Annotated in this window: 22 protein-coding genes and 1 tRNA gene; 9 read left to right on the top strand and 14 right to left on the bottom strand. The window is 63.7% G+C overall.

What is annotated here, in order from left to right; all coding sequences use genetic code 11:
* Window positions 1-63: 63 nt before the first annotated feature.
* Together AC1RRC_RS07365 and AC1RRC_RS07360 are read right to left on the bottom strand one after the other, a co-directional pair.
* Entirely contained in the window at window positions 64-402 is a 339-nt protein-coding gene (locus AC1RRC_RS07365; protein ID WP_493054609.1) for a hypothetical protein, read from the bottom strand.
* 32 nt (window positions 403-434) lie between these two features.
* Window positions 435-1,481, bottom strand: coding sequence for a LacI family DNA-binding transcriptional regulator (locus AC1RRC_RS07360; RefSeq protein ID WP_493054608.1), 1,047 nt, complete (start codon window positions 1,479-1,481; stop codon window positions 435-437).
* Between the two features lie 191 nt (window positions 1,482-1,672).
* Here AC1RRC_RS07360 and gudD point away from each other — a divergent pair, with 191 nt between their 5' ends.
* A complete protein-coding gene (gene gudD, locus AC1RRC_RS07355) occupies window positions 1,673-3,001 on the top strand; it encodes a glucarate dehydratase (RefSeq protein ID WP_493054607.1) in 1,329 nt (442 codons plus the stop codon).
* A 16-nt stretch (window positions 3,002-3,017) separates the two neighbouring features.
* On the opposite strand, the gene AC1RRC_RS07350 is transcribed toward gudD, so the two are convergent.
* The 7 genes from AC1RRC_RS07350 to chrA all read right to left on the bottom strand — a co-directional run bounded on the left by AC1RRC_RS07350 (window position 3,018) and on the right by chrA (window position 9,759).
* On the bottom strand, window positions 3,018-3,650 hold the full coding sequence (locus tag AC1RRC_RS07350; protein ID WP_493054606.1) for a response regulator: 633 nt from the start codon (window positions 3,648-3,650) through the stop codon (window positions 3,018-3,020).
* Window positions 3,647-4,714, bottom strand: coding sequence for a sensor histidine kinase (locus tag AC1RRC_RS07345; RefSeq protein WP_493054605.1), 1,068 nt, complete (start codon window positions 4,712-4,714; stop codon window positions 3,647-3,649). Before AC1RRC_RS07345 ends, AC1RRC_RS07350 begins: the two co-directional genes overlap by 4 nt.
* A gap of 10 nt (window positions 4,715-4,724) precedes the next feature.
* Window positions 4,725-5,138, bottom strand: coding sequence for a response regulator (locus AC1RRC_RS07340; protein WP_493054604.1), 414 nt, complete (start codon window positions 5,136-5,138; stop codon window positions 4,725-4,727).
* Window positions 5,135-6,634: a sensor histidine kinase gene (locus AC1RRC_RS07335; RefSeq protein ID WP_493054603.1), complete on the bottom strand. Its 1,500-nt coding sequence runs from the start codon at window positions 6,632-6,634 to the stop codon at window positions 5,135-5,137. The genes AC1RRC_RS07340 and AC1RRC_RS07335 overlap by 4 nt, the downstream gene beginning before the upstream one ends.
* Window positions 6,635-6,713: 79 nt before the next feature.
* Window positions 6,714-7,439: a helix-turn-helix domain-containing protein gene (locus tag AC1RRC_RS07330; protein WP_493054602.1), complete on the bottom strand. Its 726-nt coding sequence runs from the start codon at window positions 7,437-7,439 to the stop codon at window positions 6,714-6,716.
* Between the two features lie 27 nt (window positions 7,440-7,466).
* Entirely contained in the window at window positions 7,467-8,270 is an 804-nt protein-coding gene (gene fnr / locus AC1RRC_RS07325; protein WP_493054601.1) for a fumarate/nitrate reduction transcriptional regulator Fnr, read from the bottom strand.
* A 142-nt stretch (window positions 8,271-8,412) separates the two neighbouring features.
* Window positions 8,413-9,759, bottom strand: coding sequence for a chromate efflux transporter (chrA, locus tag AC1RRC_RS07320; protein ID WP_493054600.1), 1,347 nt, complete (start codon window positions 9,757-9,759; stop codon window positions 8,413-8,415).
* A gap of 305 nt (window positions 9,760-10,064) precedes the next feature.
* On the opposite strand from chrA, the gene AC1RRC_RS07315 reads away from it, so the two are divergent.
* On the top strand, window positions 10,065-10,325 hold the full coding sequence (locus tag AC1RRC_RS07315; protein WP_493054599.1) for a hypothetical protein: 261 nt from the start codon (window positions 10,065-10,067) through the stop codon (window positions 10,323-10,325).
* Window positions 10,326-10,368: 43 nt separating this feature from the next.
* On the opposite strand, the gene AC1RRC_RS07310 is transcribed toward AC1RRC_RS07315, so the two are convergent.
* The 3 genes from AC1RRC_RS07310 to AC1RRC_RS07300 all read right to left on the bottom strand — a co-directional run bounded on the left by AC1RRC_RS07310 (window position 10,369) and on the right by AC1RRC_RS07300 (window position 13,522).
* Window positions 10,369-11,472 carry a DUF4214 domain-containing protein gene (locus tag AC1RRC_RS07310; protein WP_493054598.1) on the bottom strand — a complete coding sequence of 368 codons (1,104 nt, stop codon included), beginning with the start codon at window positions 11,470-11,472 and terminating at the stop codon, window positions 10,369-10,371.
* 109 nt (window positions 11,473-11,581) lie between these two features.
* A complete protein-coding gene (locus tag AC1RRC_RS07305; RefSeq protein ID WP_493054597.1) occupies window positions 11,582-13,270 on the bottom strand; it encodes an FAD-dependent oxidoreductase in 1,689 nt (562 codons plus the stop codon).
* Between the two features lie 69 nt (window positions 13,271-13,339).
* Window positions 13,340-13,522: a hypothetical protein gene (locus AC1RRC_RS07300; protein ID WP_493054596.1), complete on the bottom strand. Its 183-nt coding sequence runs from the start codon at window positions 13,520-13,522 to the stop codon at window positions 13,340-13,342.
* Between AC1RRC_RS07300 and AC1RRC_RS07295 the strand changes: the two genes are divergently transcribed.
* The 6 genes from AC1RRC_RS07295 to AC1RRC_RS07270 all read left to right on the top strand — a co-directional run bounded on the left by AC1RRC_RS07295 (window position 13,521) and on the right by AC1RRC_RS07270 (window position 19,714).
* Entirely contained in the window at window positions 13,521-14,948 is a 1,428-nt protein-coding gene (locus tag AC1RRC_RS07295) for a glycoside hydrolase family 28 protein (protein ID WP_493054595.1), read from the top strand. The two genes, AC1RRC_RS07300 and AC1RRC_RS07295, sit on opposite strands and share 2 nt — an antisense overlap.
* A gap of 70 nt (window positions 14,949-15,018) precedes the next feature.
* Window positions 15,019-15,381 carry a cupin domain-containing protein gene (locus AC1RRC_RS07290; protein WP_493054594.1) on the top strand — a complete coding sequence of 121 codons (363 nt, stop codon included), beginning with the start codon at window positions 15,019-15,021 and terminating at the stop codon, window positions 15,379-15,381.
* Between the two features lie 135 nt (window positions 15,382-15,516).
* The gene (locus tag AC1RRC_RS07285; RefSeq protein ID WP_493054593.1) at window positions 15,517-16,404 is read left to right on the top strand and encodes a flagellin N-terminal helical domain-containing protein; all 888 of its coding nucleotides are present in this window, start codon (window positions 15,517-15,519) and stop codon (window positions 16,402-16,404) included.
* Between the two features lie 273 nt (window positions 16,405-16,677).
* On the top strand, window positions 16,678-17,652 hold the full coding sequence (locus tag AC1RRC_RS07280) for a tripartite tricarboxylate transporter substrate binding protein BugD (RefSeq protein ID WP_493054592.1): 975 nt from the start codon (window positions 16,678-16,680) through the stop codon (window positions 17,650-17,652).
* A 93-nt stretch (window positions 17,653-17,745) separates the two neighbouring features.
* Window positions 17,746-18,207 (top strand): tripartite tricarboxylate transporter TctB family protein, encoded by a 462-nt coding sequence (locus AC1RRC_RS07275; RefSeq protein ID WP_493054591.1) that lies wholly within the window; start codon window positions 17,746-17,748, stop codon window positions 18,205-18,207.
* 1 nt (window position 18,208) lies between these two features.
* Entirely contained in the window at window positions 18,209-19,714 is a 1,506-nt protein-coding gene (locus AC1RRC_RS07270; RefSeq protein WP_493054590.1) for a tripartite tricarboxylate transporter permease, read from the top strand.
* 51 nt (window positions 19,715-19,765) lie between these two features.
* Here the strand turns inward: AC1RRC_RS07270 and AC1RRC_RS07265 are convergent, their stop codons facing one another.
* On the bottom strand, window positions 19,766-21,772 hold the full coding sequence (locus AC1RRC_RS07265) for a TonB-dependent receptor plug domain-containing protein (RefSeq protein ID WP_493054589.1): 2,007 nt from the start codon (window positions 21,770-21,772) through the stop codon (window positions 19,766-19,768).
* Window positions 21,773-22,007: 235 nt separating this feature from the next.
* Here AC1RRC_RS07265 and AC1RRC_RS07260 point away from each other — a divergent pair.
* Window positions 22,008-22,082: transfer RNA gene (locus AC1RRC_RS07260), tRNA-Val, on the top strand.
* A 61-nt stretch (window positions 22,083-22,143) separates the two neighbouring features.
* On the opposite strand, the gene AC1RRC_RS07255 is transcribed toward AC1RRC_RS07260, so the two are convergent.
* Window positions 22,144-22,347: a hypothetical protein gene (locus AC1RRC_RS07255; RefSeq protein WP_493054588.1), complete on the bottom strand. Its 204-nt coding sequence runs from the start codon at window positions 22,345-22,347 to the stop codon at window positions 22,144-22,146.
* Window positions 22,348-22,607: the final 260 nt, after the last annotated feature.

Raw genomic sequence — 22,607 nt, 5'->3', positions numbered from 1 at the left:
CGCCAAGATTTCACCAAGCCTACTGCGCGGCATGGCGTCGAATCCCCGGAACGGCTTGACCGCTCAATACTGCCCAATAAACTGCCAATGCAGCGCGGCCGCCTGCATCAAGTCCGCTTCCAGCAATTTCGCATCGACATCGCCGGCAATTTCCGCCAGGCGTTTCATGTCCACCACCGCATAGGTGTCATGCTCGAGCCCCAGCCAGGCCAGCCGCTGGCCGATATACAGGAAACAATCCTCGCCGTCCGTCATCTGCCCCGTAAAGGTGTCGAGCCCGGCGCGCCGCGCCGCCATGCAGCGCGGGTCGGTGCCGTCATCACAGGCGTCCAGCGTGTCTTCATCATCCGGGTCCAGTGCGACCTTGACGCCGTAAAAAGCAATAAAGGAATCTGCGCCCATCTCCGCCCCCAATGGTTGGATACCAGTTAGCGTTACGTACTACCCCGTTCGATCAATTCAAACCCCGTGTCGATCACTTGCGGCTTGACCAGCGCAGCCCCGGCCGGCAACGCCAGCCGCTGTAGCAGCGCGTCGGCGGCCAGCCGCCCGATCGCGTGGCCGTCGACCCGCACGCTCGACAGCGACGGATATGTGTGGGCGGCAAAATTCAAGTCGCCAAAGCCCAGGATCGCCAACTGGTTCGGCACATTGATGCCCCGGCTGGCCGCTTCCGTCAGCGCGCCCTGCGCCAAGGTATCGGAACTGCACACCACCAGCTCGATGTCCGGCGCGGACGCCAGCAGCCGCGCGCAGCCTTCGCGGCCCAGTTGCAGGCTGGCCGGCACCGCCACGGTTTCCGTCGCCGCCACGCTCACGCCCTGGCGCGCCAGCGCGGCCTGCATGCCCTGGTTGCGGCGCGCCGCGCGCGGATCGCTGGCGGTCAGCAGCGCGATGCGCCGGTAACCCTTGTCCAGCATGCGCTGCGCCACGGTCTTGCCGACCTCCTCGTGGGAAAACCCCACCACCATGTCGATTGGCGACGGCGTCAAATCCCAGGTTTCCACCACCGGGATGCCGGCCTCGGCCAAATGCTTGCGCGTGTTGTCGGAGTGTAGCGTGCCGGTCAAAATGATGCCGTCCGGTTTGCGGCTCAACACGGTTTCCACCAGGATTTCCTCGCGCCACAATTCATAACCGGCCAGGCCCAGTAACAGCTGGTAGCCACCGTCGGTCAGCTTGTCGCTGGCCGCCTGCACCATGTCGGCAAAGATGGGATTCGATACGGTGGGCAAAATCAGCGCCACCAGCTTGCTGCGCCCGCCCGGCTGCACCGCCGCCGAAGGCCCGGGATTTTTCGCGTAACCGGTTTCCCGCACGGCGGCCTGGATGCGGGCCAGGGTGCCGGGCCGCACCAGTTGCGGCTGGTTCAGCGCGCGCGACACCGTGATCGGCGACACCCCGGCCACCCGCGCCACATCGATCAGCGTGGCGCTGGTGATATGGCGGGGGGCGTTGTCATCCGGGGTAATGGTTTCCATGGGCGGTTCGTGGAGAAAAGCGCAATTTTAACTGCAGATCCCCGGTCGTGGAATCCAGCGCATCATCATTTTCAATCATTTCCAACCATGCGGCATGGCTTGCTAATTCCCTTATGGCGCAATATGATTGAAAATGTAAACTGCATCGAATTTCATTACAACACATCATTTTCAATCATTTCAAACACCACATGACCACCACTCCCCTCATCCGCGCCATGCGCGTCATTCCCGTTGCCGGCCGCGACAGCATGTTGCTCAACCTGTCCGGCGCCCACGGCCCCTACTTTACGCGCAACCTCGTGATCCTGACCGACAGCAGCGGCAACACGGGCGTGGGCGAAGTGCCGGGCGGCGAGGCCATCCGCAAGACCCTGGACGACGCGCGCGACCTCGTGATCGGCCAGCCGATCGGCCAGTACCAGGCGATTCTGAACCGCGCCCGCGCGGCCTTCGCCGACCGCGACCAGGGCGGCCGTGGCTTGCAAACCTTTGACTTGCGCATTGCCGTGCACGCGGTCACGGCACTGGAGGCGGCGCTGCTGGACCTGGTGGGCAAATTCATGGGCGTGCCCGTGTGCGCCCTGCTGGGCGAGGGCCAGCAGCGCGCCGAAGTGGACATGCTTGGTTACCTGTTCTATGTGGGTGACCGCAATAAGACCGGCCTGCCGTATGACAATGGCGCCGACGCTACGGACGACTGGCTGCGCCTGCGCCATGAGGAAGCCGTGACCCCGGAATCCGTGGTGCGGCTGGCCGAGGCGGCCTATGCGCGCTATGGCTTCAAGGACTTCAAGCTGAAAGGCGGCGTGTTCCGGGGGGAAGAAGAAATCGCCGCCGTCACCGCGCTGGCCGAGCGATTTCCCGATGCGCGCGTGACGCTGGACCCGAACGGCGGCTGGCTGCTGAAAGATGCGATCCGCCTGTGCCGCGACCAGCACCACGTGCTGGCCTATGCGGAAGATCCGTGCGGCGCCGAAGATGGTTATTCGGGACGCGAAACCATGGCGGAATTCCGCCGCGCCACCGGCCTGCCGACCGCCACCAACATGATCGCCACCGACTGGCGCCAGATGAGCCATGCGATCCAGTTGCAATCGGTCGATATCCCGCTGGCCGACCCGCACTTCTGGACCATGCAGGGCTCGGTGCGGGTGGCGCAGCTGTGCGAGGCGTGGGGCCTGACCTGGGGTTCGCATTCGAACAACCACTTCGATATTTCGCTGGCGATGTTCACCCACGTGGCCGCCGCCGCGCCGGGCAAGATCACCGCGATTGACACCCACTGGATCTGGCAGGATGGCCAATACCTGACCAGCAATCCGCTACACATCGCCGGCGGCAAGGTGCAAGTGCCAGCCACGCCGGGCCTGGGCGTGGAACTTGACATGCAGGCGGTGGAACAAGCCCACCAGGTGTACCGGGGCATGGGCCTGGGCGCGCGCAACGACGCCGTGCAAATGCAATACTTCATCCCCGGCTGGACCTTCGATCCGAAGCGCCCCGCGTTCGTGCGCTAAGCCGGACCGGCCGGTCTCAAATCAGGCCGTGTTCGATCGCGTACCGCGTCAGGTCGGCGTTGCTGGCCATGCCCATCTTTTCCAGGATGCGGCTGCGGTACGTGGTCACGGTATTGGGACTGAGGTGCAGGGTTTCACCGATTTTCACCAACGATTCGCCGGCGGCAATCAATTTAAACACTTCCAGCTCGCGGTTCGACAGCGCTTCCACGCCCTGCACGCCGCCGCCGCCCACCAGGCTGGCCAGTTTTTCCAGCAGCGCGGGGCTGACATGTTTGCCGCCATGGGCGGCCTTGCGCACGGCGTCCACCAGCGTCGAGGTCGGCGCGTCCTTGGTGAGATAACCCGCCGCACCGCCTTTCAACGCCCGCACCGCATAAATATCTTCCGAATAGGTGCTCAGCATCAGCACCGCCATGCGCGGATAGTCGCTGCGCAACTGGCGCAGCAAATCCAGCCCGTTTTTGCCCGGCATCTGGATATCGACTAGCGCCACGTCATATTCCTGTTCGCCAAGGCGCTGCAGCGCTTCGGTGGCGTTGCACGCTTCACCGCCCACCTCGATGCCGTCGGCCGTCCCCAGCATCAGGCGCACACCGTTGCGGGCAATCGCGTGGTCATCGACCAGCAAGACACGGATCGCACTCATGGAGTGGCCTCCAGCGGCAACTGCACGCGCAATAACGTGCCGCCCGCGTCGCCCGGCCGAATCTGCAATTCCCCGCCAAAATGGCGCACCCTTTCCTGCATACCGATAATCCCCCAGGATGCGCCATTGCGCAGCCGTTCTTCCGTAATCCCGACGCCATCATCCACCAGGGTGATCAGCAAACTGCCACCGTCGCGCCACGCATCGACCAGCACCGACGCCGCCTGCGCATGGCGCACCACGTTGGTCAATCCTTCCTGCACCACGCGGAACAGCATGGTGCTGCGGCCCGCGTCCAGTTCCAGCTCCGCGGCATCGGGTTCGATGCGGCAGGCGCAGCGCAGGCCGGAGCGCTGCGCCACCTGTTCCGTATGCCATTCCAGCGCCGCCCACAGGCCCAGCTGGTCGAGCACGCTGGGCCGCAAGTCGGTGATCACGCGCCGCACGGTGGCGATCGCGTCCTGCGCCAGCCCTGACGCTTCCGCCAGCAGCGGGTCGGCATGGCCGCCTGCCCGTTCGATGGCCACGCCGATATAGGCCTTAATCCCGGTCAGCAAGCCGCCCAGTTCATCATGAATTTCCTGGGCAATGCGCTTGCGCTCATCTTCACGGATGCTTTCCTGGTGCGCGGCCAGCTTGCGCAATTCCGCTTCCGCGCGCTGCTTGCCATCGAGCAGCCGCTGTTCGCGCAACATGCGCAAGATGGCGGCGGGCAATTGCGCCAGGTAGCGTCCCTCGCCATCCTTGACCAGGTAGTCGCGGGCGCCGCGCCGCATGGCTTCCGCCGCCACCATCGCGCTGTCGGCGCCGGTCAGCATCATGACCGGCGGCCCGGACGGCGGCAGTTGAGCCAGGAACTCCAGCCCGCTCATGTCGGGCAAGCCATAGTCGAGCAGGATGCAATCGACCTGGCCTTGCCGGGCAACGGTCAGTCCGTGCTGCCCGCTATCGGCTTCCACCAAGGTAAACGCTGCTTCCGGCGCCGCGGCGAAGGTGCGGCGGCACGCCATGCGGTCAACCACGTCATCCTCGACGATCAGCACATTGAGTGCGGGGCGTTCCATCGGTTCTCCCTCAGGGCATTTCACTGAGCGTCCAGTACATGTCGATCGACCGCACGATTTCCACGAAGCGGCGGTAATCCACCGGCTTGGCCATGTAGCCCGCCACTCCGAGATCAAAGCTGCGCACCTTGTCTTCCTGTTCTTCGGACGTGGTCAGCACCACCACGGGAATGCGGCGCAGCCGCTCATCCTGTTTTGCCAGCCGCAGGAACTCGATGCCATTCATGATCGGCATATTCAGGTCCAGCAAGATAATGCACGGTAAATCGCCGTCCGCCCGCGACAGCCAGTCCAGCGCGGCCTCGCCGTTTTCCATGCTGACCACCGGGTTGCAGACATGGATTTCCTTGAGTGCCCGCAGGATCGTCATGATATCGACCTGGTCGTCCTCGACCAGCAAAATCGGTTTGTTGGCTACTTTCATTCATTTTCCTGAAGAAGGGACGGCCGCACGCCGGCCGGCAAGGTGAACCAGAAGGTGCTGCCCTGGCCTATCACCGACTCGACGCCGACCCGCCCCTGGTACATTTCCACAATTTTTTTCACCAGCGCCAGGCCGACCCCGGTGCTTTCCACGCGGTCGCGTGGCGCCAGGGTCTGGAACAGCTGGAAGATCCGTTCAAAGTGGCGCGCTTCGATGCCGGGGCCATTGTCAGTCACGCTGAAGCGCCATTCCCCGTCCAGTTCGGCCCAGCCCACCGTGATCCGGCCGGCCGGCTTGTCCATGTACTTGATCGCATTCGAGATCAGGTTATGGAACACTTGCTGCAGCCGCGTCGGCTCCATCACCAGGACCGGCATGTCCGGCTGCACCGTGACCGTGATGTGCGGCGGCGGCGCCAGCAAATCCACCACGTCGGCCAGCATGCGGTTCACCTCCACCGCCACCCGTGCCTCCCTGACGCGGCCAACCCGGGAATACTGCAGGATGCCGTCAATCAGCGCGCCCATGCGGTGCACACGGTTGATCAGCAGGCGCATGTGCTCGCGGCCTTCCTCATTGAAGTGCTGGGCGTAATCGGTGGCCAGCCAGTCGGCCAGCGAGCCGATGCCGCGCAGCGGCGCTTTCAGGTCGTGCGACACGACATAGGCGAAATTCGTCAACTCCTCGTTGGCGCTGGTGAGTTCCTGCAACAGCTGGCGGTTTTCGCGCTCGGCTTCCTTGCGCTGTGAAATATCGCGCACCACGCCGGTGAACATGCGACGCGTGCCGAGCCACATTTCCGTCACAGTCAGTTCGATCGGGAAAATCGCGCCATCCCTGCGCCGCCCTTCCACTTCCCGCCCGATGCCGATGATCTTGCGTTCGCCCGTGGCGCGGTAATGCGCCAGGTAGCCGTCATGGCGGTCCCGGTGCGACGGTGGCATCAGCATCGACACGTTTTGCCCCGCGGCTTCCACTTCCGCATAGCCGAACAAGGCCTGGGCGGCGGGATTGAGGCGCTCCATGACGCCATGCTCATCAATGGTAATGATGGCGTCGGCCACTGAATCGAACACCGCGCGCATGCGCGCTTCGCTTTCCTGCAAGGCGGCTTCGGCCTGTTTGCGGGCCGTGATGTCGTGCACGATGGCCAGCACCAGCGGCGGGTCCGCGCTCAGCGGAGACAGGCTGACCTCGACCGGGAATTCGCGGCCGTCGCGGTGCACGCCGGACAATTCAGCCCCCGCACCCATGGCGCGCGGGCGCGGATGCGCGCTGAACCCGTGGCGCAAGCCGGCGTGCGCCGCGCGCAAGCGGGCCGGCACCAGCGTTTCCACCGGTTGCCCCTGCAATGCCCCGGCTTCATAGCCAAACAGGTTGCACAACGCGGGATTGGCCAGCACGATGTGGCCGCCGTGGTCTGCAATCAGCATGGCATCGCTGGCGGCGGCCAGCAGCCATTCCAGGTTGCGGCCTTCCATCACAAAATTATCCAACCCACTCCCCTTGTCGCCAACCCGGCACGTGACCTTTTCGCGCAGAATAGCACGGGAAGGCACGCCGGGTTAAGTGGCGCTACACCAGTGGTTCCTGGCAAACGCCCTCTGCCAGCGCCGCCAGCCGCGGCCCGTCCACGATGGTCAGGTGGCGGCCCGTCAGCGTGATCCATCCCGCTTTGCGGAAGCGCGCCAGCAAGCGGCACACGCATTCCATCGTCAAGCCCAGGTAGGCTCCGATTTCATCGCGCGACATGCGCAGCTGGATTTGCGTGGACGGCGCGCCGCGCGCCGCATAGCGCGCCCGCAATCCAACCAGGAACAGCGCCAGGCGCTGCTCGGCGCGCGCATTCCCCATCAGGAACAGGGAGGCCTGCTGGCGCTGGATTTCACGGCTCAGCGCACGGTGGAACTGGTCCATCAACGCAGGCACCGCCACCAGCAATTCACGCAACCGGTCAAACGGAATTTCACAGATTTCGCAGGTTTCGAGCGCCACCGCGTCGGTGTCATGACAGCCGTCGGCGATCGCATCGAGCCCCAGCAACTCGCCCTCCATGGGAAAACCCGTGAGCTGGCAATTGCCGTGCGCATGGCGCAGCGTTTTCAGGTGGCCGCTGCGGATGGCGTACAGCTTGACGAAAGCGTCGCCCGCGCGGTGCAGGTATTCGCCCCGCATCAGCGTGCGCCGTCCGCCCACGATGGTTTCCAGTTGCGCCAACTCGCCGGGCCGCAACCCGCCGGCCAGGCACAGGTTGCCCATCGCGCATTGGGAGCAGTCCGCCGGGTCCGGGGGCGCCGGCATGAGGCATTCAACGTGCATGACAACCCTTCAGGCGGCGCACGCCTCGGCGGCAATGGTGCTGTCCGCGCCGGGTTCCCGTCCGGTCGACAGGGCTTCCAGGCTGTCGCGGTCATGGAGCCGGATATCGCGGTTGTCGAGCTTGATCCAGCCCTGCTTGCGGAAACGGGCCAGCAGGCGGCTGACGCTTTCGATCGTCAGCCCCAGGTAGCCGCCGATATCTTCGCGCGACATGCGCAACTGGTAGCTGGCGGAGGAATAGCCGCGCGCCGCGTAACGCGCGCCCATGTTCAGCAGGAACAGCGCCATGCGCTGGTCGGCGCGCATACTGCCGCGGAATAGCATGATCGCCTGTTCGCGCTGGATTTCACGGCCCAGCACGCGGTGGAATTGCTGCATCAGCGACGGCGTCTGCATCGCCAGTTCCTGCAAGCGGTTAAACGGGATTTCGCAGACCTCACTGTCTTCCAGCGCGGTGGCGCTGCAGTTGTGCAAGCCCGAACCGATCGCATCCATCCCCAGCAAGTCGCCCGCCATGTGGAAGCCCGTCACCTGCTGCTCACCGTGGATATTGACTTGCGCCGTCTTGAAGTGGCCCAGGCGCACCGCAAACAGGCTGCCGAACGAGGCCCCCATGCTGAACAATTGCTCGTCGCGCGCCAGACGGCGGCGGCGGGCGATAATCTGGTCCAGGCGCGCCACGTCGCTGTCGGCCAGGCCTTGCGGCAGGCAAAAGCGGTTAAAGCTGCACAGCGTGCAATTGACCTTGCCCGATTTGGCGGCTGGCGCCACCGTGCTGGCGTTGGCGGCGGCGATGGGAATCACGGTATTCATGGGCTGCTCCTGTTCGGTGTGCGTTGCACGTCCTCGATGAACACCAGTATCGCGCTCCCGGCGCTGTCACGGTATCGGGCATTGCCATGAGTTAATGTAGGGGATCCGTGACAAGGCCTTGCCGCCTTGGCATGGCGCTGGCTTAACCCAGCGCCAGTTTCACGCCCAGTCCCGCCACCGCGCAGGCCGCAATCACGTGGATCACATTGCGCTTGTAGCGCAGCAGCGCCACCGCGGCCCCGGCGGCAATCACGGCCGACCACGGGTCGAAGCGCCCATGGAACCCCTCCGGCCACAACACGTGGTAGCCGAAAAACAGCGCCAGGTTCAGGATCACCCCGACCACGGCGGCGGTAATGGCGGTCAGCGGCGCCGTGAACTTAATGTCGCCATGGGTCGACTCCACCAGCGGGCCGCCGGCCAGGATGAACAGGAACGAGGGCAGGAAGGTGAACCACGTGACGAGCGCGGCGGCCGTTGCCCCCGCCAGGAATTGCGCGTCCGGCCCGAACACGGCCTTGACATAGCCGCCGACAAACCCGACGAACGCCACCACCATGATCAGCGGCCCCGGCGTGGTTTCACCCAGCGCCAGCCCGTCGATCATCTGGCGCGGCGTCAGCCAGCCATAGTGTTCGACCGCGCCCTGGTAGACATACGGCAGCACCGCATAAGCGCCGCCAAAGGTCAGCAGGGCCGCCTTGGTGAAAAACCAGCTCATTTGCGTCAGCGTGTGGTGCCAGCCAAAGAGCGCGGTCAGCGCGCCCATCGGCAAGGTCCACAGCGCCGCGCCGGCCACAACGATGAGCGCCAGCTTGCGCCAGCGGAAGCGCGCATGGGCCGGCGGCGGCGTGGTGTCGTCGATCAGCGCCGCGCCATACGACGCCTCGGCGCCGCCATGGCCGCCGCCGCCGCCAATGGCAAACGTGGCGGGCGCCATGCGGCCGCCGATGTATCCCGTCAGCGCGGCCGCCAGGACAATCAGCGGGAATGGCACATCGAAGGCGAAAATCGCAATGAACGAGGCGGCGGCAATCGCCCATAACGCATTGTTTTTCAGCGCGCGCGACCCGATGCGGTGCGCCGCCTGCACCACGATGGCGGTGACGGCGGGCTTGATGCCATAAAACAGCCCCGCCACCACGGACACGTCGCCAAACGCGATATAAATCCACGACAACACGATCAGGATCAGCAGCGATGGCAGGACGAACAGCCCGCCCGCCACGACGCCGCCCCAGGTGCGGTGCATCAGCCAGCCGATGTAGGTGGCCAGCTGCTGCGCTTCCGGTCCCGGTAGCACCATGCAGTAATTGAGCGCATGCAGGAAACGCCGTTCGGAAATCCAGCGGCGGTTTTCCACCAGTTCCTGGTGCATGATGGCGATTTGCCCGGCCGGGCCGCCGAAACTGATCAAACCCAGCTTCAGCCAAAAGGCGAACGCTTGCCAGAAACCGACCGGCGCTGGTTTGACGTGGGAAGGGTGCATCGGATCCATACAGTGATTTGAATTGGAGCAATCTTCGCATTGTACGAAGCGGACCGTATGCCCCATAGAATTATTTCAAATATGCTAATTCCCACGGCAAATAGTCAATGGCATAACCTTTCCGAAACCACATTATTAATGGCCTTGAATCTATTCACCCGAGTAACGTACATCAATTTCCACAAAATACTGAAAAACCGCACTATTCTGCAAAAAAGACCGGCGCACGATTGAATCGGGCCTTTTCGCCGCGTCCAAGAACGCTTAGGATGGAGGACTGCCCTCCTTAAAACTGGTGAATAGCTATGCAGCAACAAGAACATTTTCATATCTATGTCCGCACCATGACCGGCGAACGCCTGGCGTGGACGGAAACCACGACGTCGGATCTGGCAATGGCAGACGAAGCGTATTTGAACCTGATGACGCAACCTGATTTCGAAGGCAGTGATTTTGTCCTGGTGGCCGCGTTCGATGAACGCGTGTTTTGCGTCTATGACTTTTCTGGCGAGCAAACCCAGACCGGCTGGAGCACGGACTGGCTGCGCAACCGCCCGCTCCACTAACAACAAAGGCCGGCATATGCCGGCCTTGTTATTTCACGCTACCTCACCCCCATGGCTGGAATTCCACGCCATTGCTCATGACCCCGACCAGGTTCGCATAGTTTTCCTTGCTCTCGCTGAAATTGGCCAGCACATTGGCAAGTGAATCGCGGTGGCCGTTGAGCACATCGACCCAGTAGTCAAAGCCGGCCTGTTCGGGTGCACGGTGCAGCACATTCCAGTACAGGTTGCTGACGATGCTGGCATTGGTCGCGTTCGCGCCATAGCGCCCGGTGAACTCGGCCGAGTTCACGAAGGCTTGCGACACGTCGGTCAGGCTGGCGCCACGGTCCAGCTGGGCAATCCAGTACCCCAGCCCGGACTTGTCCGGGGTGCGGTTAAAGGCGGCCTGGTACAGCCGGTATGCCTGGCCGCCGGCGCCATCGATATCGAGCGCCAGATCGACGTCGCCGAAATCGAGCCGTTCCACGTTGACCAGCAAATCACTGCCCTCCGCGCCGGCTTTATCGGTCACGCGGAAGCCGCCGCCATCCTTGGCCACCGTGTAGTCGTTGCGGTTGCCCAGGTAATACGAGGAATCCGTGCCCCAGCCGCCATCCAGGAAATCATTGCCCTTGCCGCCATACAGCGAATCATCGCCGCTCATGCCATACATGTCGTCATCGCCCACGGTGCCGTCGAGCTGTTCACTACGCGGCGTGCCGCCGGTCACCGCGACCTTGCTGCTGCCAAGGTCTTCCAGGATGCCCAGCGTGACTTTCTGCTCGCCGCCACGGCTCCCCTGCACCCACGACGCGTCGACGTAATACGTGCCGGTATAGGGCGCGACAAAGCTGACATGGTCGCTGCCAAAGACGCCGCCGCCGTCATCCTCGGCAATCGCCTTGCCCATGTCATCAAATACCAGCAACAGTTTCGGATCGAGATAGCTGCCGGCCGTGATGGAATACACGGCGCCGGCCTGGCCCTGCCAGCTGAACACGGCATGGCTGGCCGCGCCCGCGTAATCCGCCTGGTACAGCGCCGCGTAATCAAACACCGACGTCGCACCATTGCCGGGCGAATAGACCGACAGGGGCAGGCGCGGCGCGGTATTCATTTCAAAATTGGTCAAGCCCGCATACTGGGTCAGGGTGCTGTAGCTCACGGCGTGCCTCCGGAAAAATCAATGTGATGATTGATCTTAATCAGCACTGTTATTGGCCACGGCAACAATTACATTTTGTTTCCAGGGTTACATCGCTTGGCGACCGGATTTACCGCCGCGCATGCTCCGCATCGCCGGGACCGGCCGGGGGCAAGCCTGCCGCGTCGGGCAAGGTGGCCGCCGCCAGCGCCGACGCGGCGGGGCCGTGCAAGACCGTTCCCCGGGTGTCAAAGCGCGAACCGTGGCACGGACAATCCCAGCTGCACTCGCCCGCATTCCAGTGCACCACACAGCCCAGGTGGGTGCAGCGCGCATTGAGCGCATGCAAGCCGCCCTCCGCGTCGCGGTATACCGCGAGTTTGTGCATGCCCTGCCGCAGGATGGCGCCCTGCCCCGGCGCGATTTCCGCCGCCGACTCCACTTCGCCGCCGGTGGCCCACTCGGCATAGTAGGACAGCGTGTTGGCTTGTTCCGCCATGAATCCCTGCATGCCGTGCAGCACCTTGCGCGCCGGGTCATAGAGATCGGTCCAGGCATTGTCGCGCCGCATGATGAGGTCGGCGATGATCATGGCGCCGATGGTGCAATGGGTCATGCCATTGCCCGAGTCGCCGGTGATGACATACACATTATCGTCGTCCGCCGGATTGCGGCCCAGGTAGGCCGGGCCGTCCGCAGGTTCCATGACTTCGCCGGACCAGCGGTACGCCACTTGCCGCGCCATGGGGAAGCGGGCGCGCGCCCATTGTTCCAGTTCATCGTAGCGATGCGCGGGATGGTCATCCTGCCCCACCTTGTGGTCGGCGCCGCCGACGATCAGCAAGTCGTGCTCCGCCCCCGCCGGCGCGTGGACCCGCACGTAGTGATACGGGTCGCCCGTGTCCCACAACAGCAGGTGCGGCACGGCGCCGCGCGGCACCTGCAGCGCCACCACATAGGTACGGTAAGCGGCCTGCTTGGTGTGCACCGCGACGCGGTTGTTGAAGGGGGTATTGGTGGCCACCACCACAGCTTCCGCGTAAATGTCGCCGCCGTCGGTATGCACCACCTGCACCGCGCGGTCGCCTTTCACGGCATGGGCGCGCGTGCCGCAATAAATCCGCCCGCCATGGCGCACCAGCGCTTCCGCCAGCCCGCCAAGATAACGCAGTGGATGGCATTGCGCCTGGCCGCGATAACACACGCACGGTCCGGTATCAAACGGCAGTCCCGGGGCCCGCTCCAGCAAGGTCACGTCGGCCCCGGCGCGCTGCGCCGCTTCATATTCGCGCGCCATGTCCTGCAGGTCGTGCTCCGGCCGAGCCACGAGGTAGCCATCGACCCGTTCAAAGGCGCAATCGATCTGTTCGCTGCGGACCAGCGCTTCCACCAGGCTGACCGCCTGGCTGAAACTGTCGGCCACCAGCTTTGCATGCTCACCGCCATAACCGGCCTCGACACCGCGATACCATTCATCGGGCGGAAAGAAGTGCGCGGTGCTGCGCCCGGTTTCCCCGGCGCCGATCGCCAGCGCATCGATCAGCACCACGTGCTTGCCCTCCCGCGCCAGCAAATAAGCGGTGCTCAGGCCGCCAATGCCGGCGCCGATCACACAGACCTGGGTATGGATGTCGGCGGACAGGGGTGGAAATTCCGGCAAGCCGGCATGGTCCAGCCAGGGCGACAGCGATGCGCCATTGCTGGCGCCGTTCGTGGCGTGATTGGTGGCGTGCTTGGTGCCCTGGTTGTCGGCGTGGTTGCCGGCGAGATTACCGGCGTGATTGCCGGCGTTGTCGCCGGCGCTATCAGTGGTGCCCATGGCTAGCCCTCCTGCCGCAGTGTGATGGCCCCAGTGTAGGTAAAAGCGGGGAGTTGGCGCGCGGAATAGCTACAGCATGGCGGCCTCATTGCTCAGCAAGTCGATCAGAACCGCCATACCGCGCGCCATCGCCGCCTCGTAGAATGGCCGGGCCCCGCATCCCTTCGACCACCAGGAGACCGCATTGCCATCCCGCGCCCCCGCTCCCTCGCCGCGCCGCACATTGCTGAAGGCCGCCGCAACACTGCCCATGCTGCCCGCACTGCCAATCCTGCCCCTGCTGGCCGGATGCCAGTCCCCGCCACGGGCCGCCGCCGGCGACGCGGCCCAGGCGGGCCCGCTGACGCCGGCAGGACCGGCGGGCAATGTGCGCCGCCAGCCGGTTCAAGTCAGCGCCCCCTTCGCCATGCCGGCCATCGGCGTGCCGGACTTCAGCGCCAGCCCGCGCTTTGCCATCAACACGTTCGGCGCGCGGCAAGATGACCAGGCCGGCACCAGTGCCGCGCTGCGCAAGGCCATCGCCGCGGCCCATGCGGCGGGCGGCGGCACGGTGGTGGTGCCGCCCGGCGTCTGGCCGACGGCCTGCATCCACCTGAAAAGCAATGTCAACTTGCACCTGCAAGCGGGCGCCACCTTGCTGTTTTCCGCCAATCCGGCCGACTACCTGCCGGCCGTGCTGACCAGCTGGGAAGGCCTGGAATGCTATAACTATTCGCCGCTGGTCTACGCCCACGATTGCGAGAATGTCGCCATTACCGGCAGCGGCACCCTGAAAGCCCGGCTCGACGTGTGGAAAGTCTGGTACGCGCGGCCCAAGGCGCACATGGATGCACTGGTGGCGCTGTATCACATGGCGGCCAAAGGAATGCCGGTGTCTGGGCGGCAAATGGCGGCGGGCGACGCCAACCTGCGGCCGCATTTCGTGCAATTCAACCGCTGCCGCCATGTGCTGGTGGAAGACATCCGGATCGAAGACAGTCCGTTCTGGGTGCTGCACCCGCTGCTGTGCCGCGACGTCGTGATCCGCCGCGTGCACATCCGCGCCCATGGCCACAACAATGACGGCGTCGATCCGGAAATGACGCAAAACGTGCTGATCGAGGATTGCGTGTTCGACCAGGGCGACGATGCGATTTCCGTGAAGTCCGGACGCGACCAGGATGCATGGCGCATCGGCGTACCGTCGCGCAATATCGTGATGCGCAATTGCCGCATCCGCAACGGCCATCAATTGATCGCGATAGGCAGTGAACTGTCGGCCGGCATTGAAAATGTCTGGGTCGATAACTGCCACTTCGACCATGCCGGTTCCGATGCGCCCAGCACCATCAACAACCTCCTGTTCGTCAAGACCAATGAACGGCGCGGCGGCTATGTGCGCAATATCCACGTGTCCAATGTCAGCGCGACCCGCATTGCCGGCGGCGTGCTGAGCGTGGAAACCGATGTGCTGTACCAGTGGCGCAACCTGGTGCCGACCTATGAACGGCGCCTGACCCCGATCGACGGGCTCCATGTCAGCAACGTCACCGTGCGGGAAGCGCAGTTTGTTTGCCGGATCAAGGGCGAGCAAGCGCTGCCGGTACGCAACGTGACCTTGCAGGCGATCCGGGTCGACAAGGTGCTGGGCCGGCCCGTGAGCGTGGAAAACGCGGAAGGCTTCGTGCAGCGCACCTGATCCCGATGAAAGCCCGGGCATGGCCGGGTACAATCACGCCCTCATTCATTTCAGCGCAGCCATCCCCGCCATGCCCGCCATCACTGATTTCAGCGTCATGACGACGCCCCCCGCCTATGACCAGCCCCGCCCGGACCGCCTGGTGTCCGGCAATCCGCAGCGCACCACGTGGAACCATTTCACCAGCAGCAGCGGCGAAGTCGATGCCGGCATCTGGGCCTGTGAAGTCGGCAGCTGGCGCATCGCTTTCCCGGACAACAAGGATGAATTCTTTTTTGTGACGGAAGGCCGCTGCCGCCTGATCGATGAACATGGCCATGCGGTGGAAGCCGGTCCCGGCCAGGCGCTGGTGATCCCGGCCGGCTTCCAGGGGGTGTTCGAAGTACTGGAGGCGGTGAAAAAACACTATGTCATCGTGGAGCGCGCAGCGTGATCGGGTGAATACTATCGGGATTCATATTCGATTAAAACTTTCTATTAGCGACAATTTAATGGCCCTGCGGCACTGGTCGTCTTGTGAGATTGAACGGTACTCAAAACAAACACACCGCCTACAGGAGCTTTTAACATGCTGAGTCTGCATACCAACGCTGCCACGCTGTCCGCGCAAAATTCGATCAGCCGCACCAACAGCCGTCTGTCCAACTCGATGACCCGCCTGGGTACGGGCTACCGCGTAAATTCCGCGATGGATGACGCTGCCGGTCTGCAAATCGCGACGCGCCTGCGTGCCCAGACCAGCGGTATGCAGACGGCCATGCGCAATACCCAGAACTCGATTTCCATGATCCAGACCGCCGACGGCGCGCTCGATGAAACCACGGCGATCCTGATCCGCATGAAAGACCTGGCCACCCAGTCGGCCGATGGTTCCGCCACCGATGCCGACCGCGCCGCCATGCAGTCGGAATACGATGCCCTGACCGACGAATTGACCAATATCGTCAGCAATACGACGTTTGGCGGCACCACGCTGCTGTCCAGCAAAGCCGACAGCAAATTCATGGTCGCCATCAACTTCCAGATCGGCTCGGCCGAGACCGAAGTCATGTCCCAGGACTTGTCGACCCAGCTGACCACCATGCATACCGACTTGCTGGCCACCAACGGCGGCCACGTGTTTGCCGCCGACGGCACGGTCGGCACCGGCACCGGTACCGGGATTGCCACCGCCACCGACGCCAATGACATGATCACCTTCCTCAACACCGCCATTCAATCCGTGTCCAGCGTGCGTTCCGCACTGGGCGCCGCCGCCAACCGCCTCGACCACGTTCATCAAAACTTGTCGAACATGGTCAACAACACCAAGAACGCGTCCGGCCGCATCATGGATGTGGACTTCGCGGAAGAAAGCGCGACCATGATGTCGAGCCAGATGCTGCTGCAAGCCGGCACGGCCATGCTCAAACAGAGCAACAGCCAGTCGTCGCTGGTGTTATCGCTGCTGCAATAAGCCATCCCCACCTCCTGAAAACGGGCGCAGCGATGCGCCCGTTTTATTTTGTGCATCCGGGTGTGCACCCGATGCAATTTTCCACCACAAAATTGCCAGACGTGCCATGCTCATGCCTGTGGCGCACTATGACATTCCATGGCGCATATTGTGGTTTCCAACCATTGCGGTTTCCCACAATTGCGGCGCGCGCCCGGGCTTGATAGAAGTAGCAGGGCGTGGACCAGGATAGCGCCACGTATTCATACAACATCGATAGAGGCAGACACCCCAATGAAAATCACTCTTTTGCGTACCGCCGGCGTGCTGGCGCTGCTGGGCAGCGCCATGGCCCAGGCGCAGGACTATCCGAACAAGACCATCACCATGGTGGTGCCATTCGCGGCCGGCGGCCCGACCGACACCGTTGCGCGCCTGGTCGCGCAAGCCATGGGGACCAAACTCAAGCAAACCATCATCGTGGAAAACGTCGGCGGCGCCGGCGGCACCATCGGCGCGGGCCGCGTTGCCAAGTCGGCGCCCGATGGCTACACGCTGCTGCTGCACCATATCGGCCATTCGACCGCCCCGGCGCTGTACCGCAAGCTTACCTACAACGCGCTCGACAGCTTCGAGCCGGTCGGCCTGGTGACCGATGTGCCGATGACCCTGGTGGCCCGCAAGGACTTCCCCGCCAAGGACTTCAAGGAATTCCTGGCCTATGTCAAAGCCAACAAGAGCAAGGTGACTTACGCCAACGCGGGCCTGGGTTCGGCCTCGCACCTGTGCGGCATGCTGTTCATGACCGCGATTGAAACCGATCTCACCACGGTGCCCTATAAAGGCACCGGCCCGGCCATGAATGACTTGTTGGGCGGCCAGGTCGACTTCATGTGCGACCAGACCACCAACACCACCAGCCAGATCAAGGGCGGCAAGATCAAGGCCTATGGCGTGACCACCAAGACGCGCCTGTCCAACATGCCGGATGTGCCGACCCTCAACGAGGCGGGCTTGCCGCACTTTGAAGTGGCGGTGTGGCACGGCTTGTATGCACCGAAAGGCACGCCGAAACAGATCGTCGACGCCCTGTCCGGCGCGCTGCAGGTGGCCTTGAAAGACCCGACCGTCAAGCAGCGCTTTGCCGACCTCGGCACCGAACCGGTGGCCGACGCGCGCGCCAAGCCGGAAGCGCTGCGGGCGCACCTGAAATCGGAAGTCGACCGCTGGAGCCCAATCATCGCCAAGGCCGGCGCCTACGCCGACTAAGTTCGCAGGACCGACACGCGGCGGCGGGCGTCACTGTCAGGCCCGGCCGCCGCTTGACAACCGAATAATAACGAAGCAGGGGGAGACAGTATCGTGCCGAACTTCATCCGCCATCCCAAGGACTTTTGGGCGGGCATCATCTTTATCTTCGTTGGCCTGGCCGCCGTGTTCATCGGCCAGGACTACGCAATGGGAACCGCCGGCCGCATGGGCCCGGCATATTTCCCCACCATCCTGGGCACCATGCTGGCGCTGATCGGCGTGGCCTCCGTGGTCCGTTCGATGCTGCGCCCGGGTGAGGCCGTCGGCGCGTTCCACCTGAAAAACCTGCTGATCATCCTGGCGGCCGTGGCGCTGTTCGGCATCCTGATGCGCGGCGCCGGCCTGGTGCCCGCCATTGTGGTGCTGGTCATGCTGAGCGCCTGGGCCAGTCCGCAATTCAAGCTGCTGCCCAGCGTGCTGATCGCCACCGGACTGGCCGCCTTCAGTGCCCTGCTGTTCGTCAAGGTATTGGGCTTGCCGATGCCGATCTTTGGCCCATGGCTGGGAGGCTGACATGGATATTTTTGCCAACCTCGGACTCGGCCTCGACACGGCCTTTACACTGACCAATTTACTGTATTGCCTGATCGGCGTATTTGTCGGCACCGCCGTCGGCGTGCTGCCCGGCCTCGGCCCGGTCGCCACCATTGCCATGCTACTGCCCGCCACGTTTGGCTTGCCGCCGATTTCCGCGCTGATCATGCTGTCCGGGATTTATTATGGCGCCCAGTATGGCGGCTCGACCACCGCGATCCTGGTCAACCTGCCCGGGGAATCATCGTCGGTGGTGACCGCCATCGACGGCTACCAGATGGCGCGCCAGGGCCATGCCGGCAAGGCCCTGGCGACCGCCGCGCTGGGCTCGTTCTTCGCGGGCACGGTGGCGACCGTGCTGCTGGCGCTGTTTGCCCCGCCGCTGGCCGACCTGGCGCTGAAATTCGGTCCGGCCGAATACTTTTCCCTGATGGTGCTGGGCCTGGTGGCGTCCGTGGTGCTGGCCAGCGGCTCGCTGCTGAAAGCCATCGGCATGGTGATCCTGGGCTTGCTGCTGGGACTGGTCGGCACCGACGTCAATTCCGGCGCGGCCCGCTTCACCTTCGACATGCCGCAACTGGCCGACGGCATCAACTTCGTGATTGTCGCCATGGGCATGTTCGGCATCGGCGAAATCATCCGCAATCTGGAACACGATGAATCGCGCACCCTGATCATGAAAAAAGTGTCGGGGCTGATGCTGACCAAGGACGATTTCAAGCGCATCATCGCGCCGGTCTTGCGCGGCACGGTGCTGGGTTCCGCGCTGGGCATCCTGCCGGGCGGCGGCGCCATGCTGGCGTCGTTCGCGTCGTATTCGATCGAGAAAAAAGTATCGAAGAATGCCGCGCAATTCGGCAAGGGCGCCATCGAAGGCGTGGCGGCGCCGGAAGCGGCCAACAACGCGGGCGCGCAAACCTCGTTCATTCCGATGCTGACCCTCGGCATTCCATCCAATCCTGTCATGGCGCTGATGATCGGCGCGATGATCATCCAGGGCATCCAGCCGGGACCGGCTGTCATGACGGAACAGCCGGCGCTGTTCTGGGGCTTGATCGTGTCGATGTGGATCGGCAACCTGTTCCTGGTGATCTTGAATTTGCCGATGATTGGCCTGTGGGTGCGCATGATCATGGTGCCTTACCACCTGCTGTATCCGGGCATCCTGATGTTTTGCGCGATCGGCGTGTTCAGCCTGAATAACGCGGAATTCGACGTCTGGCTGATGGCGCTGTTCGGCCTGTTCGGCTATATCTGCGCGAAACTGGAACTGGAACCGGCGCCGATGCTGCTGGGCTTCATTATCGGGCCGATGATGGAAGAATACCTGCGCCGTGCGCTGCTGCTGTCGCACAGCGACCCGATGGTGTTCGTCACGCGCCCGATCAGCGCCACCATGCTGGTGATGGCGGCCGTGGCGCTGGCGGTGGTGATGCTGCCGTCGTTGCGCAAGAAGCGGGAAGAAGCGTTCCACGAAGACGACTGATGGGAACGGGCGGTTCGCTTGCGGGCCGCCCGCCGCCTTGGTGAAACCCGGTTAAAAACGGAATGTCGCCCGCACGCTGGCATTGATCCGCTCATCGGGAATCCCGCCGACCGACCCCAGTGGGGACGGCAAGCGGTTATCGCGGTTCAGCACATTGCGCAAGACGAACGCCACCGACAACGGCTTCGAATACTGGTGCACATAAGACAAGTCGGTCCGCGCATAGCGCGGCAAGTGCGTGGGTTTGAAGATGTCGCCGCTCGGGATATCGTCAAAGCCCGCCATCCAGCGCTGCGCCAGGCTGATCTGCCCTGCCCCTTCCGCCACGGTATGGGCCACTGAAGCGGTGGCCGAGTTGCGCGGGAAGATGTTGTAGCGCGCGCCGCTGACGGCATTGCGGCTGGCGACCCAGGCCGCGCCCAACCCGAATTGCCAGGCGCCCTGCCGCCACGTGACATCGCCGCTGGCGCCATGCGCGCGGTTGTTATCGACATTCTGGAACTGGTTGATCCGCAAATCCTGCCGGAACACGATGGCAATCCCTTCCTTCCACGTCGAGCGGAACAGGCTGCCCTGCCACAGCAGGCCACCTTTCTGGTGCTGCGCCACCAGTTCGGTGGTATCGATGGTTTCCGGCTTCAGGGCGGCGTTGCCCAGCACGGTATTGATGTTGCCGTTGCGCTCCGCCGCGGACGGCGCGCGGAACGCCTGGCCATACAGCAGCTTGATGGCGCTGCCTTCGGCCGGCTGGTAAATAACGCCGGCGCGGGGCGAAGTGTGGCGGCCGAAGTCGGAATAGTCATCGAGCCGCGCGCCATACACGGCGCGCCAGTCGGTGGCCAGCCGGGTATTCAATTCCAGCGTGGCGCTGCGCACATGGCGCACCGAACCGGACGAGGCATTGGGAGTGTTGCTGATGAAAGCGCCCGCCAGGTTGTGCACCGTGGTGTGGACGTCCCGTACGTTGAGACGCTCGGCGCCCAGCGCCAGCGCCCAGCCGGTACGCCAGGCCGGCAGGCTGTCGCGGTAAATCGCTTGCAGGCCGATGCGGTCCTGGCGGCTGGCCAGGTCGCGCTGCACCGTGTTCCCGCCCGACTGCAGGCGGTTCGCCAGCGAATTGTCGATCCACCAGCCATACGCCTTGACTTCCAGCGACGCATCTTCCCCCATTTGCCGGGTGGCGCCCGCCTGCAGCATGGCGAAGCGGGTATCGACGCCGCCGAGATCCTGCGCCCCGGCCAGCCGCGAACCCAGTCCCTGGAAATTGTCGGCGCCATAGCGGTGCAGGTACAGCCCGCCCTGCCAGGTCCAGCCGCCCATGCGCGCCAGCGATGCTTTCACCACGGCCGTCTGCGCCATGAAGGCGTTATCGCGTTCGACCGAGATCGGCGCACCGCCGGCCGGATTGGGCCGTGTGGCGGTCCGGTGCTGGTCGCCCTGGCCATTGGCGGCGAACGCCATGCTGGCGTGGCCATCCTGGCCCAGCGCCATGGTGCCGCGCAGCGCGACATCGTAATAGCCGCCGTGACCTGCGGTGGCGCTGGCTTCCGCGCCGGATTCGTCGGCGCCGTGCGTGCGCAGCGCCAGCACGCCGTGGAAGGCGTCGCTGCCATACAGCGCCGAGCCCGGCCCCTGGATCAACTGCATTTGCGCCAGCACGCCGAGATTAATGGCCGGCATGCTGTATTGCGGCGACGAGCGGTACAAGTCGGTCAGCGGCACGCCATCGAGCGTCACCGCCACCCCGGTAAACGAAGTCAGCCGCGCATAGCCTCGGATCGCCAGCATCTGGTTGCCGTTGGTATGCGGCATCACGAACACGCCCGGCACATCGGCCAGCGCATCGTAAGTACGGCGCGCCCCGCTGCGCTCCCAGTCGCGCGGCGAGCGCGCCGTCACGGTCGACGCCGTTGACAGCCAGGTGGCCGGCAACAGGGAGGAGGCGCTGACATCGATTTTGCCCAGGTCTTCAAACGACAGGGACGTCAAATCCACATCGGGCTGCTCCGCGTGCGCGCAGGGCCCGAACATCAATGGGAGGGCAATCAGGCGGCGCATGGTCGATACCGGTTGCGGTTCATAGGAAACAGAAAGAATGGCGTTTCCGGAGTTTACTACGCGGCGTTGCGTTGAACCAACGACAACGTTGCGGTTCTGGTATAGAGGCAACACGAGGTGGCGCGCTGTCTTGGACAGAGGTCATGGTTGCGTTGCAGACCTTTGACGCCGGGACAGAAATTGGCAATCCCCCTTTTACAAATACATTTCGTACGCTATAATGCTTGCACTCAACGGGAGGCTAGCTCAGGGGTAGAGCACTGCATTCACACTGCAGGGGTCACAAGTTCGAAACTTGTGCTTCCCACCAAAAATTCTTTATTTGTCAGTGCTTTACGAGAAAAGCTGATAAAAATTGGGGCAATGCGAAATCACATTGCCGCAAAAATAGCCGACAAGAGTCGGCTATTTTCGTTCAAGAGGTCGTTAAACGGCGTGACGCCGTTACAGGCCTTACAGCGCAGCGACCGGCAGGCCGCTCTGAAGGCGGCCACTGGCTTCGTGGAGCGCCAAGTGGCGGCTTTGCCGCTCTCGCTACCTTCGCCGTCCTTGGTCGCTGACAACAGTTTGCCCATCACCGGTCTTCCGAAACAGCCGGTGCGGGTCACGCCGACCTGGCCGGCACCGCCGCGTACGCGGTCACCCAGCAGTGGTCACAGGCGGTGTCAAACTCGTCGCAAAACGGTGCCAAAATGCGCGCCGCGCTACATTTGCACCGCCAACGCTGGCGCCGGCCACGACTACCTGGAACAACCTGCGTCAGCCCTGCCCCGTTTGGCGTCGACATGCGAAAGGGCCTGGCGCCGGGTTGTCTGGACGTTGCCATGCCCCAATA

Source organism: Pseudoduganella sp. GW821-FHT12E03 (assembly GCF_058807115.1).
The sequence above is the reverse complement of the archived record's forward strand: the minus strand, read 5'-3'. Positions and strand labels throughout refer to the sequence as shown.